General features: G+C 32.9%; 18 protein-coding genes. All 18 read right to left on the bottom strand.

What is annotated here, in order from left to right; genetic code table 11:
* Positions 1-39 precede the first annotated feature (39 nt).
* Positions 40-1311 (bottom strand): phosphoribosylamine--glycine ligase, encoded by a 1272-nt coding sequence (gene purD, locus HW347_RS03685; protein WP_214610578.1) that lies wholly within the window; start codon positions 1309-1311, stop codon positions 40-42.
* An 89-nt stretch (positions 1312-1400) separates the two neighbouring features.
* Complete coding sequence (locus tag HW347_RS03680) at positions 1401-2768, bottom strand: sugar transferase (protein WP_214610577.1); 1368 nt, start codon at positions 2766-2768, stop codon at positions 1401-1403.
* A gap of 19 nt (positions 2769-2787) precedes the next feature.
* Complete coding sequence (locus HW347_RS03675; RefSeq protein ID WP_225901799.1) at positions 2788-3534, bottom strand: glycosyltransferase family 2 protein; 747 nt, start codon at positions 3532-3534, stop codon at positions 2788-2790.
* An 81-nt stretch (positions 3535-3615) separates the two neighbouring features.
* Positions 3616-4110: an acyltransferase gene (locus tag HW347_RS03670; protein ID WP_214610576.1), complete on the bottom strand. Its 495-nt coding sequence runs from the start codon at positions 4108-4110 to the stop codon at positions 3616-3618.
* Entirely contained in the window at positions 4110-5378 is a 1269-nt protein-coding gene (locus HW347_RS03665) for a lipopolysaccharide biosynthesis protein (RefSeq protein ID WP_214610575.1), read from the bottom strand. Before HW347_RS03665 ends, HW347_RS03670 begins: the two co-directional genes overlap by 1 nt.
* Positions 5371-6768, bottom strand: a complete 1398-nt coding sequence (locus tag HW347_RS03660; RefSeq protein WP_214610574.1) for a hypothetical protein — start codon at positions 6766-6768, stop codon at positions 5371-5373. The genes HW347_RS03665 and HW347_RS03660 overlap by 8 nt, the downstream gene beginning before the upstream one ends.
* 4 nt (positions 6769-6772) lie before the next feature.
* Positions 6773-8053, bottom strand: a complete 1281-nt coding sequence (locus tag HW347_RS03655) for an O-antigen ligase family protein (RefSeq protein ID WP_214610573.1) — start codon at positions 8051-8053, stop codon at positions 6773-6775.
* Positions 8034-8924: a hypothetical protein gene (locus HW347_RS03650; RefSeq protein ID WP_214610572.1), complete on the bottom strand. Its 891-nt coding sequence runs from the start codon at positions 8922-8924 to the stop codon at positions 8034-8036. The genes HW347_RS03655 and HW347_RS03650 overlap by 20 nt, the downstream gene beginning before the upstream one ends.
* A gap of 341 nt (positions 8925-9265) precedes the next feature.
* Positions 9266-10282 (bottom strand): pseudaminic acid synthase, encoded by a 1017-nt coding sequence (gene pseI, locus HW347_RS03645; protein ID WP_214610571.1) that lies wholly within the window; start codon positions 10280-10282, stop codon positions 9266-9268.
* Positions 10272-11747: a UDP-2,4-diacetamido-2,4,6-trideoxy-beta-L-altropyranose hydrolase gene (pseG, locus tag HW347_RS03640; protein ID WP_214610570.1), complete on the bottom strand. Its 1476-nt coding sequence runs from the start codon at positions 11745-11747 to the stop codon at positions 10272-10274. The genes pseI and pseG overlap by 11 nt, the downstream gene beginning before the upstream one ends.
* A gap of 67 nt (positions 11748-11814) precedes the next feature.
* Positions 11815-12657: a cytidylyltransferase domain-containing protein gene (locus HW347_RS03635; protein WP_214610569.1), complete on the bottom strand. Its 843-nt coding sequence runs from the start codon at positions 12655-12657 to the stop codon at positions 11815-11817.
* Positions 12635-13423: an SDR family NAD(P)-dependent oxidoreductase gene (locus tag HW347_RS03630; RefSeq protein WP_214610568.1), complete on the bottom strand. Its 789-nt coding sequence runs from the start codon at positions 13421-13423 to the stop codon at positions 12635-12637. Before HW347_RS03630 ends, HW347_RS03635 begins: the two co-directional genes overlap by 23 nt.
* A 6-nt stretch (positions 13424-13429) precedes the next feature.
* Complete coding sequence (locus HW347_RS03625) at positions 13430-14272, bottom strand: aldo/keto reductase (protein ID WP_225901818.1); 843 nt, start codon at positions 14270-14272, stop codon at positions 13430-13432.
* The gene (gene pseC, locus HW347_RS03620; protein ID WP_214610566.1) at positions 14256-15455 is read right to left on the bottom strand and encodes a UDP-4-amino-4,6-dideoxy-N-acetyl-beta-L-altrosamine transaminase; all 1200 of its coding nucleotides are present in this window, start codon (positions 15453-15455) and stop codon (positions 14256-14258) included. Before pseC ends, HW347_RS03625 begins: the two co-directional genes overlap by 17 nt.
* Entirely contained in the window at positions 15452-16462 is a 1011-nt protein-coding gene (pseB, locus tag HW347_RS03615) for a UDP-N-acetylglucosamine 4,6-dehydratase (inverting) (protein WP_214610565.1), read from the bottom strand. The genes pseC and pseB overlap by 4 nt, the downstream gene beginning before the upstream one ends.
* Positions 16463-16490: 28 nt before the next feature.
* Positions 16491-17012 carry a hypothetical protein gene (locus HW347_RS03610; RefSeq protein WP_214610564.1) on the bottom strand — a complete coding sequence of 174 codons (522 nt, stop codon included), beginning with the start codon at positions 17010-17012 and terminating at the stop codon, positions 16491-16493.
* A 91-nt stretch (positions 17013-17103) separates the two neighbouring features.
* Positions 17104-17886 (bottom strand): dTDP-4-dehydrorhamnose reductase, encoded by a 783-nt coding sequence (gene rfbD / locus HW347_RS03605; protein ID WP_214610563.1) that lies wholly within the window; start codon positions 17884-17886, stop codon positions 17104-17106.
* On the bottom strand, positions 17883-18428 hold the full coding sequence (gene rfbC, locus HW347_RS03600; protein WP_214610562.1) for a dTDP-4-dehydrorhamnose 3,5-epimerase: 546 nt from the start codon (positions 18426-18428) through the stop codon (positions 17883-17885). The genes rfbD and rfbC overlap by 4 nt, the downstream gene beginning before the upstream one ends.
* Between the last annotated feature and the right edge of the window lie 10 nt (positions 18429-18438).

Raw genomic sequence — 18438 nt, 5'->3', positions numbered from 1 at the left:
TATTTAATAATTTACATTAAAGATATTGGATTCTTTCTTTTATAGATCGAATCCAATATCTTTTCTATAGTTCATATCCTGGAACTTGATTTTCTCTATGTTCTTGTAAGATGTTGCTAATGCTTCCTTAAAATTATTTCCAAAGGAAGTAACTGCCATTACCCTTCCACCACTAGTTACAACCTTGCCCTCTTTTAATTGGGTGCCAGCATGAAATACCAATGAATCTTCTACAGAATCATATCCGGTAATTTCTTTACCCTTTTCATAAGCCTCAGGATAACCTCCCGAAACTAACATAACGGTAGATGCCGTTCTTGGGTCCAGCTCTAAGTTTATATCATCTAAAGTTCCGTTGGCAACAGCTTCAAAAACCTCAACTAAATCATTTTTTATTCTAGGGATAACCACTTCCGTCTCTGGATCACCTAAACGTACATTGTATTCAATAACCTTAGGTTCATCGCCAACCTTAATCAGACCGATAAATATAAAACCTTTATAAGGTAGATTGTCTTTTTTAAGGCCCTCTACGGTAGGTTTAACAATGCGCTGGTGTATCTTATCCATTAAAACATCATCAGCGAAAGGAACTGGTGAAATAGCCCCCATACCCCCTGTGTTAAGTCCAGCATCCCCTTCACCAATACGTTTGTAATCTTTTGCAGTTGGTAAAACCTTATAACCACTACCATCTGTCAAAACAAAAACACTTAATTCAATACCGGCTAAAAACTCTTCTATAACCACAGTAGTACTGGCATCACCAAATTTGGCATCTACCAACATGGTTTTCAACTCTTCTTTGGCCTCTGCTATATCCTCAAGGATAACAACTCCTTTACCGGCAGCTAGTCCGTCTGCTTTTAATACATATGGCGGCTGTAATGTCTCAAGGAAATCAAATCCTTGTTGAAGTGTCTCCACAGTAAAGCTTTCGTAAGCTGCGGTAGGTATGTTATGCCTAATCATGAACTTTTTGGCAAACTCTTTACTTCCTTCAAGTTCAGCTCCTGCCTTTTGTGGTCCTATTACGGGTATATTCTTTAATTCCGAATCGTTGAGGAAGAAATCGTGAACACCATTTACCAATGGGTCTTCTGGACCAACTATGACAATATTTACGTCATTCTCTAGAACTGCCTTCTTTATACCTTTAAAATCATTTACACCAACCGGTATATTAATTGCGGTTTTAGAAGTACCTGCATTACCAGGTGCTACGTAAAGGTTCTTTAGTTTTGGACTTTGACTAAGCTTCCAAGCAAGAGTGTGCTCGCGACCGCCAGCACCTAAAATAAGAATATTCATGTTCTAAGGTTTGCGCAAAAATACGTTTTGAAGTGGAAATACGAGTTATAATAAAGAAATTATCTCATTAACAAATTTGAATGATAAACCTACACCCCTCTAGAGAACAGAACAGTGGTAACAGTCTTAAAGATGATTCTCAAATCTATAGTAATAGACTTATTTTTTATATAGTATAAATCATATTCAAGTTTTCTAATTGAATCTTCGAGATTCTCCCCATACTTATATTTCACCTGTGCCCAGCCTGTTATACCAGGCTTTATAAGATGTCTTGCACTATAGTAAGGTATCATTTCGTTTAACTGATCTACAAATACTTTTCTTTCAGGTCTTGGACCAATAAACTGCATATCACCTTTAATAACCGATATAATTTGAGGTAACTCATCTATTCTAAAAAGCCTCAATATTCTTCCGAAAGGGGTAATTCTAGCATCATTAGTAGTAGCCATGGCTGCTCCAGCTTTTTCTGCATCTACAACCATAGACCTAAATTTATAAATGCTGAACTCATTTCCGTGTAATCCAACTCGCTTTTGACTATAAAACAATGGTCCTCTATTAAAAAATAGATTCCCAAACCAAACGAAAGGAATGCATAATATAAATACTAGTCCAGCAAATAATGATAGAATAAAATTGACTCCAAAAGTAAATATTCTTCCTAAGTACCTGATTTTACGGTTTCTTAACTGTAATATTTCATAAAAACTATCATTACGAGATCTAATAGGCAGGGCCTGATATACATCCTCATAAAAAGAAGTAAATGTTACCACTTCTCTTCCCAACAAAATGGCTCTTAGCAATACCTTTTCTAATTCGGAAGGTATGTCATCGTAACTTCTCATGTTAATAATGTAGACATCAATTTTGTCTACAGCAGACATAAAGAGTTTTTTATTGATATAATTTACCTGTTCCAAAGGGTAGGTAAGTTTTACCTTGTAAAAGGTTTTCATTTCCTCTCCGTTGATAACATCTGTATCTTCTTTAACTAGATTAGTAGCATATTCATCATAGATATAAAGCACATTTTTTGTTACTGGTATTATTCTAAATATATTTCGAAAAAACAATCGCCATAGACCGATTTCTATTGGTGTCAATATCATAAAATAGAGAAGAGGCATTCTCCAAAAACTAACATCATAAACAATAACCAAAAATATAAAAACAACAAACACGTACATGGCACTTATATAAAGCGATTGTGTGAATACGTATCTACGTTTTGCTACTTTCTCTAAATTGTAAAATTCTAAGATATATGCAAGAACCAAATAGCTAATTATTCCGAAAGAAAAAACAACCACTTTTAAACCCATTAAAATATACTTGGCGTCAATAGCATTGTTTACCAGTACATTTAACGAAGCCAGCACAATAACTAGGTCACCCACAAGCAATATAAACTTGCGTTCTACAGAATTTAATACAGAAGGCCTAGGCATTTATAATAATTTAGAATTATCAAAAGTAGGTTTTCAGTTTTAAAAAAATTGCCGAAATCGTATAAAATACAGATTCTAATACAGTCAACCCCTCTACATCTCTATAAATCTGCCACTCGTATTTTAGTAGTTTAAACTTGTTCGAAGATATAGATTCATTTCCTATTCGATAACTAGACAAACATTCATTTAACCCAAAACCATCTGCCTTTTTCAATAGCTTTAACCAAAGAGCATAATCTTGACGTTTTCGTATTACTGGCATATATTGTTTTCCAAAAAAGTCTACACTATAAATTACAGTTAAACAACCAATCGGATTTTTATACAAAGCAGATTTGTAAGTGACTAGGGATTTGGCCTTAATAATTTTTGAAAGTGGACTACCTTCTTCATTTATAATATCATAAGAGGTAAACGTAAAATAATGACCTTGGTTTTGCATAAAAGAGAGTTGCTTGGTCAATTTTTCTGGATACCACGTATCATCACTATCCAAAAAGGCTATAAAATTACCCTTTGCAGCTTCAATAGCTGTATTTCTAGCGACACCTGCACCGCTATTTTCGCTCAAAAGAATTAGTTTTATTCTAGCATCTTTGTCCGCATAAGCCCTTATAATTTTAGAACTTTCATCAGTTGAGCAATCGTCTACAAGTATATGCTCCCACCGCTCATGTGTTTGAGCTAATACCGAACTCATACAATCATCCAAAAACATCTTGGAATTATGTACCGGAGTAATTATTGATACTAGATTATTCAATTTAGTCTTCTTTAATTAATATCCTTCAAGGGTTAAACCATGTTCCTAATAAATATGTTTTTTGGTCAATTGTATATTGAACTAAATAAACTTTCCATCTTTCTTCAACATATCGTACTTTTTCCTATCCCTAGAGGCAAATACCTTTGCCGGGTGCCCTCCAGCTATACTTAGTTCATTTATATCACTTACTACGACACTCCCGGCTTGAATTATAGCACCCTCGCCAATTGTAACACCAGCCAAAACAGTCACATTAATCCCTAACCAAACATTATCTTCTATAATAACATCTTTAACTATCAAGGTTTCATCATATGGAATTGCATCACCAAGATGATTATGATATGAGGTTAACACTTTACAACCAAAACCAGAATGAAAATTATCTCCGATAACAAAATTGCCCTTACCATATACAATCAAGCCATTAAAATGTACATTCTTACCAACACGAGTATATTTGTTCAATCTTGTATAGCCGTTAGCTTTTATTGAAGAGCCAAAGTTACCACTTGATTTCTTTGCTATAAACGTAAAAATCAAAGACCGTATTCTTTTAAATAATTTAATCATTATGTATTAATTTTATTTAGTCCCCAAGGCATTTTATAATTCTTATAGCTAAGTATGAATACGCCCAAAAACAATACAAAAAATGTAATAGTCGTGGCCTGCGCAGCCCCAAGGATTCCATTCTTCTGTATTAACAAATAATTGAGAATTAAATTCAAAATTGCAGACCCCAAAGTCATATATGCTATTAATTTGGTTTTCTTTAAATAGAATAAATAATTGGCAACCATTTTATACATGCCGTTAAAAGCATAACCTAATAAAATCCATAGGACTACAGCACTTCCCGTGGTAAAGGCGCTGCCAATAAAATACTTATAAATGAATGGTGTTAATAGATAAAACACTAAAACTAAGAAAAGGATCAAAAGAAAGTAAGCATACGAAATTTTAACAATTCTAACCTTTTCATCATAGTTATCTTCTTTTAGTTTTCCAAAAAAGAACGGAACCCAAGCTTGGTTGAAAGAATTTTGTAATAAAGCTATCACCATACCTATTTGATACCCTACCGAGTAAATTCCTACTTCGCTAAGCCCTAGCATGAACAGTATAAAAAAACGATCTGAAAAACCAATTAGATTTCCACCTAGAGTATGAAAAACTAAAGGCAAGCTAAAAGACAAAGCTTCTTTTTTATAAACCTTATCGATACGTAATATATTTAGAAATCCATTTCTATAAAGTAAAAAACATGCAATAATGCAAAAAAGAAAAGCAACCAAAAACTGAGGTATTAGCCTTCCTTCCCAACCCATTTCAAAACATACAATAAGAATTACCGATAAACCTAAGTCCAAGATTGTTTTAGACACTCTGAAAACCCCAAATTGAAGTGTTTTATACGATACCCGCCATAATATCAATAAAATCTCACTAACCTGTGAAAAAATAACATAACAAACTGCTACAATAATTATAAATGGCGGAAAATTATATGATTCAATAAAACCTTGAGCTAAAAAAGTAATAACAACTGAAATTAGCATAAAAATTAAACCTGATGAGACAAGCACTAAGAAAACAGTAGTAATAAACTTTGGCAAATCAACATCCTCAAAATAATAACGGCTAATAGACTGCACCACACTTAATCCCACAATAGGCGTAGCAATTAACGATACATTGAAAAAGATATCAATTATAGCATAATCATCTGGGCTAAGATAAGTTGTTAAAATAGGTAGCAAAAGAAATGGTATTGCAGAATTAATAACATTGAACAGCGTGAAAAAAGAAATATTCTTAAATAATTTTCTATTATTCATTCTCTTCCTTCCTTAATATCTTTTGCTCAATAACGTTATCTAAATTGCTAACAAAACCACTCTCGATAAAGTCTCTTGATTTTTGTGCAATTTTTTCTTTGTCGTAAAATTGATGATCTTTCATAATACGCTCAAATTCAATAATGGAATCTACGAATACCGTATGTCCTGAATCATTAAGAACCTCTCCATAATAGCTCGAAGCCCAATTTTTATAATCGTATAGAATATTAGGCACTCCAAAACATAATGATTCTATGGCACATGTAGAATTAATTGTCATATGAAAATCAGCTATCTTCAAACACTCGTATACATTGAAATTTCGTTCAACTCTTACATTTACCGGAAACTGAAATTCTTTATATGACTTTTTCGGATCTCTAGGCACTAACAAAAACAAGATAGTTTTGTCTCTTAAAGAGATATCATTTAAAAATTTAAACATAAATTTCTCGAAAGGATCCTGTAAACTTAATACAATGATTTTTGTAAAACCATTTTTATCGGGTAGATGCTTGGAACCGTCAATAGGAGAATTAATAAACTCTTCTAAAAAATAATATCCTATAGGAATTACATTAGAAGATTTAATGAAAAAATTATTAGCATCGAAAATCTTAGACTCATTAACACCATAAGTCAACAAATAGTCTGGGTAGAAATTGTTTCCAAAATCTTTAAATACGTTATAAGCATAGTGCAACTCATTAATTACGCCATGTTGTAACTCTACAACAGGAATATTTTTTTCCTTTAACGCTTTTATGTATCCCATTGAAGACGCAGAATAAACAAAAAAAACAATTCTTGGAGTAGCCAGCTTAAGCATTAATTTCATAAATAGATACTGAGCTCTATGATTTCTTAATACAGCCTTATAGTCTAGAGAGATACCTGATTCTTTCAGTATCTTGATGAGTATTTCTTCGTTTTCAACCTTAACATTTCTACTTAAAAAGAGACTAATTAGTTTTGCGCACGAAAAAAAAACAGTCTGACTTATAATGTTCCCGTTCTTAAGATCATCCTTTTTATAATGCTGACCAAGAGGATATGGGTTTTCAATAACTAAGGTTCTTAATTTATGTTCCGCAATAGGCTCCATAACACGATCAACGTATTTCCCGTGAATTTTTTTTCTCCTGTCAGAATTAGAAAAAACCCAAAACTTATAACGGTTAATTATTAATAACTGCTTTAAACCATAAAACAATGTTACCAAAAGCTCATTGATTAAGCTTTTATTGATTTTTACAGTTCTGGATGTTAGTCCTTCCTTAGTACGCAGCTCCTCATTAACTTTATATCTTAAAATCGGCCAGACACAATCTCCATCCAATTTAATTGACTGCGTATCATAGGACAATTCAATTTCTTTTAACCCCATACTGTTAGACATTTTCTAATTTTTTTTGAGAGTTTTGACAAACAAGAAACAAAATAAAAAATGCAGAGAAAAACACTACACCCCTTTCCCTCTGTAAAGTACTTTCGAATAAAAAATTAAGACCTATAAAAACAATAAAAAAAAGGAAAATATGATCTTTATTTTTAAACGCCTTGACAAGTCCTAGGAATAAAGCGAATAGAAACGGTATAAGTATTAAAAACCCATTTGAAACTAAGAAGTTTAGATATTGATTATGACTATTTTTATTTCTTAAACCCTCACAAGTAGAAAAACTAAACAAATCAATACAATTTTCATTGAGTGTTCTTATTACTGTACCCGTGCCATAGCCAAAAAAAGGTGACTTTTTTGAAACCTCAACTGATAACCTCCATAAACCAAAGCGTATTGAACTAGATTCGTTAGTTTGCTCTTGTTTCACCCAGACCTTATTGAAAGAATTAACAAGCTGCATTGAGCGCTTATAAAGTATAGGGTTGATAAGGAACATACCTGTGGCTCCCACAATAAGAGCAATTAAAAGGGCAACGCTATACTTATTTGGTTTCATAATAAACCTATGTATAAAGTAAACAGAACTAGCTATAAAAAATGTAAATATCCCGCCTTTACTAGAAGTAAATATCAAAGTCACAAAAAGAAAGGTTATAGCAGTCCATTTTATTATAAATCCATACTTCTTTTTGGTTTTATAAAAGCCTAATAAATAGAATAATGCAAAACCAATATAAATAGAAAAATAAGTAGGGTGTAAATCTAAAAAAGCTGAAAATTCAGTATAAAAAAAAATGTTTGTTTTTCTTGAAAATTCATCTAAAACATAATATTCTTCTCCTTTAAAATAGCGGTAAAATGAATTACCGAAACATAGTAGAGAAGTAAAAACGATTCCAAGAACAAAACTGAGCAAGTATTGCTCCTTTTGCTTTTTTAATATGCTCTTACCTCCAAGAAACAAGGGGAAAATAAGTAAGCTTAATTGTGTTTGTATTTTAGAAAAACCTATGTTAATATCAGATGAATAACTTAAACCGATAACCAAAATTAAATAGACAAGAATCAATAAAAAAGCTGGTTTTCGCAACCATATCCTCCTAAGATATTCTCGCTCAAAAGTTAACAGTGATGCTAATGAGTAAATAATAATCAAAACCGTTGTTAATTTTGGAGAAAGCGGAATTGAAAAAAAAAGTGCCAACAAAATATATGACTCAGATTTTCTTAAAACAGAATGGAAATTTTTAAATCTTACTTTTTTCATTATTCTTAAAAAAATCTAGTGCATAAAATAAGATAAAAAGATAAAAATAATTTGACCATGCACCAGATAACAAAGTTATTGAAACAACACAACTAAAAAAGAACAACCAAATTAAATTTGGCGAATAAAAGGTCCCGCCAATTGAACGTTTAATTTCAAGAACAAAAAAGGCAAGCATTCCTACTCCAAATAATCCCATTTCCGTTACGAGCTGTAGCGTGAAATTGTGCATACTGTATGCTGCCCACTTTTCTTGACCAGGCACTATTAGTTCTTGAATCATCAATAGAGAATTACCAGGGCCTATACCTATCATGTAAGATCTAAAAAATTCATGTATCCCCATAATCACGGCGTTAGACCGAGAATTAAAAGTCCCAATATGTTCAAGGGGAGTACCTGTGAATAAGCCGTTTGCCAGTCTAGAAATAAAATACTCAATAGTATATTTTCCTTGGATAGTATACTCCCTAGCAAAAAACAAAACCATAATTCCCATAAGGCCTATTAACCCGAAGCCAATATAACGCATTCTAAAGAGTTTAAACTTCATTATGAAATACCCTCCAAAAAAAATAATAAGCGATAGTATTGCCAATTTTGCGTCATTGTATGCTATTAAATATATAGACAGAAATATCCAAACATATTTGAAATTGGAACTTTGCTTTAAAAAGAACAGGGGAGTGAAAATTGCAAGTATAGCGGAGTATTCATTTTCATTCCAAAAGAAAATGTTAATAGCAGGAAATCTATTTTGAGTATTGAAATATACTCCACCAATAAAGTACTGTAGTAAGCCTAATACAATTAATGTTCTATATAGAATTGACAAGAAAACATATACACTTTCCTTGTTGCAGCGTTTCATTATTTCCTTATAATAGGAATAGAAGAAAAAAATAGTAATATAATAGAAATTATAAGCCCAATTAATCTCATGAAACCTAGAAGTATACGAAGCAATTAATGAGTATAAAAAAAAACCAATAATTATAAATGATAATTTGACACCTTGTTTAGTGTTTACAACAAATAGCCATAAAAATAGAAAAGGTAGAAGTACCCTAAAAAGTGTGATTTTACTTTCCATTGAGGGTCTTAAAATCGTACTGAGACCAGCTACTAAGATTATTCCTAAATGAACAAGCGTTTCTAGCTCTCTAACACTTATTTTATTTCTAAATTTTAATTGCACATATTTTGTTTTACTTATTTAATATGCCGATCCTCCAAAGGTGTTCCCTTCTCCAAGGTTTCTGTAAAACTTTTACCAAGTATTTCGTGAAAATGTTTAGGGTGCATTCCCAAACCTGGCCTAACAGACCTAACATTCTTTTTAGTAATAGCTTCACCTTTTACAACATCTTCGGCAATAAAAAGTGATCTTGAAAAATATCTACTATTCTTCTTTTTTTCTGTCAACTCATAATCAATTTTTCCCATCATTTTTTCTGCCATTCTCACAGCATCCACCATCATTTTAAATTCAGATTCATCAAGTGAAAAATGAGCATCTGCCCCGCCAATAGATTTATTAAGGATAAAATGCTTTTCGATTACTTTTGCTCCTAATGATACCGCTACTACCGGAGCCTCTATACCCAGTGTATGGTCTGACAACCCTGAATTAACCCCAAATCTTTGGATTATATCTGGTATAGTAACTAGGTTGGCATCTTCCGGATCCGCTGGATATGCAGAGGTACATTTCAGAATGGTAATATCATGATTGCCTTCCCTTTTACATGCTTCTATCGCTAATTCTATATCTTCTAAAGTAGCTACCCCTGTTGATATAATCATAGGTTTTCCTTTGGAAGCTACATATTCAATCAACGGAATATCAGTTATTTCAAAAGAAGCAATTTTATATATTGGAGTTCCTAAATCTTCTAGAAAATCTACTGCCGTTCTATCGAAAGGAGAAGAAAAACATACAAGACCCTCCTCTTTTGCGACTGAAAACAGTTCTTTATGCCATTCCCAAGGTAGCGAAGCACCCTTATAGAGGTCATAAAAATATTGACCATCCCAAGCAGTACCTTGATTAATTTTAAAATTATCGTTTCTAACGTTTAAAGTAATCGTGTCTGCCGTATAAGTCTGTAGTTTTATTGCATCTGCTCCGGCTCTTTTGGCTGCTCTAATCGTCTCTTTCGCAATGTTTAAATCGCCACCATGATTAGCTGACAATTCCGCAATAATAAAACAATTCTTAAATTCCATGACTAGTTTCTAATTTGTAAACAAAACTTGCTTCTTTCATTATTAATTTTTCTCCAATTAAGCTATAACCTGCTTTTTCGAATGCTTTGATTGACGCCCCATTCCTTTTCTTAATATAAGCAAATATAGGCTTGTCATATTTAGAAAAATAAAGTTCCGCAGATATGATTAAAAACTCAGTAGCTAACCCTTGTCCTCTAAATTCATTTTGAATAGAAACACCTACTACGGCATTTTCGCCTTTTAGCTCATATCTTACCACACCGGCTGGAACTTCATTAACTTGAACAATTAAAAACAAGTTGTCATTGTCAATGATTTTTTTCATGAACCAATTGCTATGATCATCCAAAGAAATTTGCTCAGAATTAAAAGAATTTTTTCTTACTAGCTCATCATTTGACCATTCATAAGTTAATTCTAAGTCTGTTTTTACAGCTTTTCTAAAAGAAATATTTAAAGAATTAATTAGACCTAAAATTCGGATATCACTTTTCCCATCAAAAAGGTTTTTTTGATTTTGAACGTAATCACCTGCCCTAGGTTCATCCATTAGAGCGCTTAATTTATTTTCAAAGTCTAGAACAGAATATTTTGAAAAATCCCCTGCCTTATAAAGAACGTCCTTAGAGCTCATGCTCTCATATATTCTTTCTTGATTTTTTACGTAATATCCCCCAAGAATAGGCATTTTAATAGAGCATAATTCGTAAAAAATCGTGCTTGTTGGAGCAACTGCAAAGTTACAAAGATTCATGATATTAACTAGCTCTGGCTCAGAAAGACCATCATGAAGTATTAGGTTACTCTGGTGTTCTTTTTGAAAATCGTAAATTTCTTGTTTTTTATATGCACCTCCCAAAACAATATGTATTTCCTTAATTTTAGAAATTTTTACAGCTGCTTTGGCTACTTTCAATGACAAGTCATATTTATCTGCACCTCCAAAGCAAACAAACAAAGAATCTAGGACATTTGCTTCTTTAGATTCTCTTGCTTGAGTCAAGAATCTTTGACGCAAAAGGGCATATTTGGTTCCTAGACCAAACTTTGTATATTTCTCGCTTAGAAAGTTTTTTTCATCTATATCTGGTGCATGATTAATAATTACATCTGCATACATGTGTGATTCAATTAAATCATCTATATAAACCAACTGAAAGCCTAATTTTTTTATTTGTTTTTGGTAAGAGCTTTTAAACTGATAACCATCGGCTACAACTATATGTTCAGACGAATCAAAATTTTGAGCCAACCACTCTGTCTCATTACTAATTGAAATATTTTCAGGAATCTGTATTACATCATACTCTGATGGTATTACAGATAAAGTAGAGTCTACTCGGGTTACAAAGACGAATTCATACTGCGTTTTAAGCATATCTACAACTGCAAATAAACGATACAAGTGGCCAAGACCAGTTTTAGAATTCCCATCTGCTCTGAAAATAATTTTTTTTGTCATTTTTTTTACTCTATGAATTTTACAAAAAAAATAAAACGAACAGTTCTATCTTTAAAAAATTTCAGCTTTATTCTTTATGTTTCTCAAGTAAAGAAACAGATCGGTGTAAATCATATTTTTTCAAGATTTGAATTGCAAAATCCAACTCATTCTTAGCGTCTTTAAACTGCCTCTTTTGAATATTATTAGTATTTGCCTCAAAAATATAAGGAGCATCAGTAAGAACCGCCTGAACAAGCTCCAATCCTCTTAACCCATATCTTTCGCCGAATTGCAACAAAGATGAAGTCACCAATAAATCAGAGGCATAATCAACAGTTAACCTTAAATTTTTTAATGATTTGTTTAGAACAGGATTAAAAACTCCTTTCTTATACTTCTGGTTGTTTCTAATAAACAAAGTAACATGCTCTCTGTCATTTTCAGTAAGTACATGATCAGGCATTTTGAGTAAAGACTGTGCTTTGATTACTTCAAAATTCATTCCTGTTGGCATAGTATCTGTACCAGTATAATCATTCTCTTCTAAAAGATGAAAATTTATTGTTTCGTCTAATGTATTAATATCAATAATTGGGTTATCCGCAGTTAGCCGTACTACAGTGTTATAATCCGCATCTCTTAATATTGTAATAAATCTGCTCAACACATCATCCTCTTCCCCTCGAAAACAAGTTATTTCGTTTTTAATACAAAAATCCTTTAGCAAATCGTTTTCCTTATTCTTTGAGGTGGCTATAACAATTTCTCCGTAGTGCTTTGATTTACGTAATTCTTCAATTACCCACATTAGAATAGGCTTAGCTCCCCATAGAGGTAGTGGCATCAAAACTTTACCAGGAAGACGACTGGATTGCATTCTTGCCTGAATAATAAAAACAACTTTCTTATTTTGCTGTCCATCCTCCATCTATTACAAAATTTTGACCGGTTATATAATCTGCCGCATTTGACGCTAAAAAAACGAAACAACCCGCCAGGTCTTCTGGTAAACCTACACGCCCCAGACAAGTTTTTTCCGCTAAGGCTTTTATAAAGCCTTTGTTTTCTTTTACTTTATCTGAAGGAAACGGCCCGGGGGTTATTGTATTTACATTAATATTATATTTCCCCAAGTAACTAGCGTAATACTTTGTTATCTGAATAACGCCAGCTTTCGCCGCCCCGTAATGTGGGGGATTTAAAAATTCTGGATATTCATCATATACTTCAAATTGCGGAGCTACAACTCCATACATTGAAGATACATTTAATATTTTTCCACTTCCGTTCTTCTTAAAATAAGGTATTATCTCCCTTATCCCTCTAAACACACTATTGAGCGATCCATCAATTCCGTAAGACCAATCGTCATCAGACATCTGTTCTGGAGATTGACCACGACTATAAAAAGCGTTATTAATTAATACGTCTATTTTACCTTCTTTATCATCAATAGTTTGAAAGGCCTGTTTAATTGATTCTGTAGTTGAAATATCACATTTTAAAAAATTGATATTCGAGTTAACTATACTATCCTTTGCCGCGAACGTGTTTTTAAATTTCTCCTCACTTCTTCCCAAGACATAAACTTTGGCTCCATGATGACAGAGACTTAATGTAATTGCATGACCAAGAAAACCATACCCTCCAGATATTAAAATAACCTTGTTGTCAAGATTGAATGTTTTTATCATAGTAATCTATTTTTTAGGCCATAAAGACGGCACTAAAATTTTTTCTGCAACTACTGGTATTCTAGTCTTTACAGGCTGTTTAAAAGAAATATTTTTTAAATTCTGGCTGAGTTGGTTTACATTTTCAACTCCTACAACAACTACATCAATAAATTCCTTTTCTAAAGCAAAATTAAGAAGTGCACCTGACAAATTTTCTCCAAATTCATTTTGTAAATCACTTATCAAATTTTTAACAGATTTAAAGTAAACAGGCAAGTTTTTAGGTTCAATAAAAAAAAGGCCCTGTAAAAATGCAGAACGGACATGTATTTCACAACCATTTTTCTTCAATTCCACAATATGCCTTTCAAATCTTCTATCAAAAAGGTTATACGGCACCTGAATTAAATCCGGTTCCATATTTTTTTGTAATAACGAATCTAGCTCCTCGAGACTATTTAAGGAGTACCCTATTTTCTCAACCTTTGATTGTTTTTTTAGTTCTTTAAGGTCAAACCATTGTTCTGGATTTTTCAAAAGTTCTTCAGGTCTGTGCGCTAAATATGCATAAACCTTTCCTAGTCCAAGATTTTTAAGACTTTTTTCTAATTCATCTTTTATAGAGCCTTGATTTGGAGGCATAAATTTGGATATGACTCTAAAGGAGGTCAAGTCAAATGAACCCAGCACTTTTTCTGCATTACCATATGCTGAAGCTGTATCTATATAAGCTATACTATTCTTTCCAGCATAATCCAAAATCTTTTCTATCTCTGCACTATCAGTTTTTCCTTTGGTATTTGAAATACCGTAATCAATACCAAATTGAACCGTACCTAACCCTAATTTGCTATACACTCTTTTCATAGAATTCAAGTACCTGCTCTATCACGTATTGCTGTTCTTTCGTTTCTAGTGTTGGATACATGGGTAGACTTATACATCTTTTATAATATTGCTCTGCCTGTGGCAAATCTCCTTCTTGCCAGCCTCTACTTCTGTAATAAGGCATTAAGTGACAAGGTATGTAATGTATCTGCGCGTATATTTTACAATCTCTTAAGTGATTATAAAGCCCTGTTCTATCATCTACCTCTATAATATACAAATGATAAGCATGGCCTTCTATCACATCAGACTGACCCTTAATAAACTTTTTATCACAGAAGGCGTCTTTATAAACTTTTGCAAGTTTTCTTCTTATTTCCAAGCCTTGATTTGCACGAGAAAGCTGAGAATGACCTAAGGCCGATTGAAAATCGGTTAACCGGTAATTGTAGCCTAAAGTTTGCATTTCCATATACCAAGTAGGGTATTCTGAAAAACCAGATTCGCCAGCAGCAAAGTCTATACTATTTTTAAATGTTTCACTATCCTTGGTTATTCCATGCGTTCTCAACATTAATAAAGACTTGTACAAGTCCTCATCATTTGTTGTTATCATACCTCCTTCACCAGCAGCAATATGTTTTACAGGGTGAAAAGAGAAAATAGCCAAATCAGCAAATTTCCCATTACCACATTGTTGTTGTATATCATTACTATCTTTAAAATACCCTCCCGGCGCATGACATGAGTCTTCTATAATCCATAAATCATGTTTATTTGCTAAATTGGCAAAAGCTTCCATGTCTACACTTCTACCAGCAAAATCTACTGGAATAATTCCTTTATATGTTCCTTTTGGTGACGCCAATAAGAGCTCTTCAACCTTATTTATATCTAGTAGATAAGTATCTGGTTCAATATCAGCAAATACAACTTCTCCGCCGCAATATCGAACGCAGTTAGCCGATGCTGCAAAAGTAATGGGGGTTGTTATAACCTTATCTCCTTTCTTAACATTTAAAGCAAGCGCACAGAGATGTAGTGCAGCAGTCCCATTTGCGACAGCAACAGCATATTTACTACCAACATACTCAGCAAAGGCTTCTTCGAATTCTAAAACTCTTGGGCCTTGAGTAAGATAATCAGATTTTAATGTGGCTATTACGGCATCAATATCTTCTTGAGAAATATTTTGGCGACCATATGGAATTGGTTTCATCATAATATAAAAGTTGAATCAACATGTTCCTTTATTAAATCTCTAAGACCTTGAACGGTTTCCCATTCCGTATTTTCACCCGAATTATAACTAAATCCTTGAGAGACTTTTTTAGCCTGAAACTTTTTTAAGTAATCTTCCAAATTCCACTGGTGTGTAACTGGTAAAATAGCATAGTATTCTCCTAAATCATACGTGTAAAAAGAATCTGACGGTGTAATCATCTCTTCGTGAATCTTCTCTCCTGGACGTATTCCAACCACAGGTTTCTCACATTCAGGGCCAACTGCTTCAGCAACATCAGTAATACGGTAAGAAGGTATTTTCGGAACAAAAAGTTCGCCACCCCAAGCTTCTTCTAAAGCATACATAACCATATCTACACCACCTTGCAACGAAATATTAAACCTCGTCATATTAGGATCTGTAATTGGTAAGATTCCTCCATTCTTTTTCTTGGAAATGAAAAATGGTATTACAGAACCATTTGAACCCATTACATTGCCATATCTAACTACAGAAAACCTAATTGGGCTGTCTCCCTTTATATTATTTGCTGCAACAAATAACTTATCAGAAGTTAATTTAGTAGCACCATACAAATTAATTGGAGCACAAGCTTTGTCAGTAGAAAGTGCAACAACACGTTCCACATTCGTTTCCAAACAAGCATCCACAACGTTTTGAGCACCCCCAATGTTTGTCTTTATACATTCTTCAGGATTATACTCTGCTAAATGAACATGTTTCATTGCTGCAGCATGAATTACATAATCTACCCCTTTAAAGGCCCTAATTAAACGATCGCGATCTCTTACATCTCCAATGAAATATCGAATCTGCGGATATTCCGTTTCGGAAAACTCTTGAGCCATTTGAAATTGCTTCTGCTCATCTCTTGAAAAAATTATCAGCCTTCTGATTTCAGGATACTTAGTTAGTATATGCTGTGTCAGAGCCTTTCCTAATGACCCAGTGCCTCCAGTTATCAATAGAGACTTATTTTTCATTTCAAATTTCATTTGTGCAGATATTAATTTAAAATTTTACGTTCTGTAAAACGATTTCTTTACTTTTTAGTTTGGTTTTGTACTCAAATAAGGAAATGGTAATTGCTCGAGCAAACTTCAGCTTCGTTATTATTTTTCTGGCTAGAACCAAATCGTTGACTTGGTTCGTTCTAATTTTCATAGAATACGATGCAAACTTATACCTTCGTCTTTCATCATCCAATAATTGAATATCCTCATCCCGTGGATAAATCGCTATAACTAGGTAATAATTTTGGTGGTAATTTATATTTTCTCTTTTGTAATCAACATTTATTTTTAAATCAAACTCACTAAGACCAACTTCCTCAAAGAATATGTTTTTAAAAATAAGAGATAAACTATCTTTTCTGAAACTTTCTTCTTTTACTTTGAATCGAAGTAAATCAGAACTACCAAATTCTTTGACTTCCTTTTGAGGTTTTTCATTTTTATTGGTAAATGACTCACAACCAAAAATAAAAAAAATAAAAGCAAAAGTTATTGAGAAATAACCCAATTTAGAAAACATTTGAGCTGTAAAGTTTTTATACAATGTTTACGGAATCTAATGTATTTGAAATACTTACTATCTGTTAAGAATCTTGACAAAACCTCTGTGTCTAAATATGCTTTTCCAAAACGCTATATTTAGGCCTTCTAGCAAAAGTACGATAATTCTTTGCTTTCTCAAGTTGCACCTTGTCTGCTAGTCCGTTTTCCTTCAATATTTTTTCAGCAAAACCGTACCAACTTAGAATTTCCCCATCTGTAAAATGATGAATTCCGTATGATTTACTTTGATCAATTATTAAGTTCAAAATGTATTCTGCTAGATTTCCCGCATGTGTAGGACTACCTATCTGGTCATCAATTACGCTTAAATTAGCTCCTTCTTTAGCCTTTTGAAAAATGGTTTTATAAAAGTTTTTTCCAAATTCAGAATAGAGCCAAGAAGTCCTCACAATAAAATAAGAGTCCATCAGATATTCTATATGTTGTTCACCTTTTAGTTTTGATGCTCCGTAGACATTTATTGGGTTGGTTACATCGGTCACCAGATATGGAGCCCCTTTCTCCCCATCAAAAACATAATCCGTTGAAACATGAATTAATACAGTATGCTGCTTTTTACAAATTAAAGCCAAGTTCTTTACACCATCAGCATTCACCTTATATGCCTTTTCTGGCTCTTTTTCAGAGTTTTCAACATCAGTATAAGCGGCACAGTTAATAAGGTAGCTGAACGACTCGTTAAAAAGTTTTTTTTCAATCGATTCAATACTCGTAATATCCAACTCGCTTGAAGTAGCAAAAACAAAATTTAATTGAGGATAATTGACAGCTATCTTCTCAATGCTTTTACCGAATTGACCATTGGCACCTGTGACGAGTACGGATTTCATTTGAAAAACTCTTTAAATGTAGGAAGTAGAATATCTTTTTCAGAAACAATAGGAGTTTTAATTGGGTACTGCCAATCTATTTTTAAGTCTTTATCGTTGTAAATTACTCCGCTTTCGGAAGCCGAATTGTAAAAAGCATCACATTTATACATAAATGTGGCTTCTTGGCTCAAAGTAACAAAACCATGTGCCATACCTTTTGGTATAAAAATTAAAGTTCTGTTTTTACTAGATAATTTAAGTTTATAATGTTCACCAAAAGTTGGACTATCTGGTCTTAAATCTACTATAACATCAAGAACTTCCCCGTGAACTACCTGCACCAATTTAGCTTGCGCATGAACGCCTGTCTGAAGGTGGAGTCCACGAAGCACCCCCTTGCTCGATACTGAAATATTATCTTGAACAAAATTTACCTTTTTTCCAATTGCTTCTTCAAACTTTTTCTGTTGATATGACTCAAAAAAAACGCCTCTTTCGTCTTTAAAAAGCGTTGGTTCCATTATAAAACAACCACTTAGGTTTGTTTCTGTTATTCTCATATTATTATTT

This window comes from Zobellia barbeyronii, assembly GCF_018603515.1.
In the GTDB taxonomy this organism is placed as follows: domain Bacteria; phylum Bacteroidota; class Bacteroidia; order Flavobacteriales; family Flavobacteriaceae; genus Zobellia; species Zobellia barbeyronii.
The sequence above is the reverse complement of the archived record's forward strand: the minus strand, read 5'-3'. Positions and strand labels throughout refer to the sequence as shown.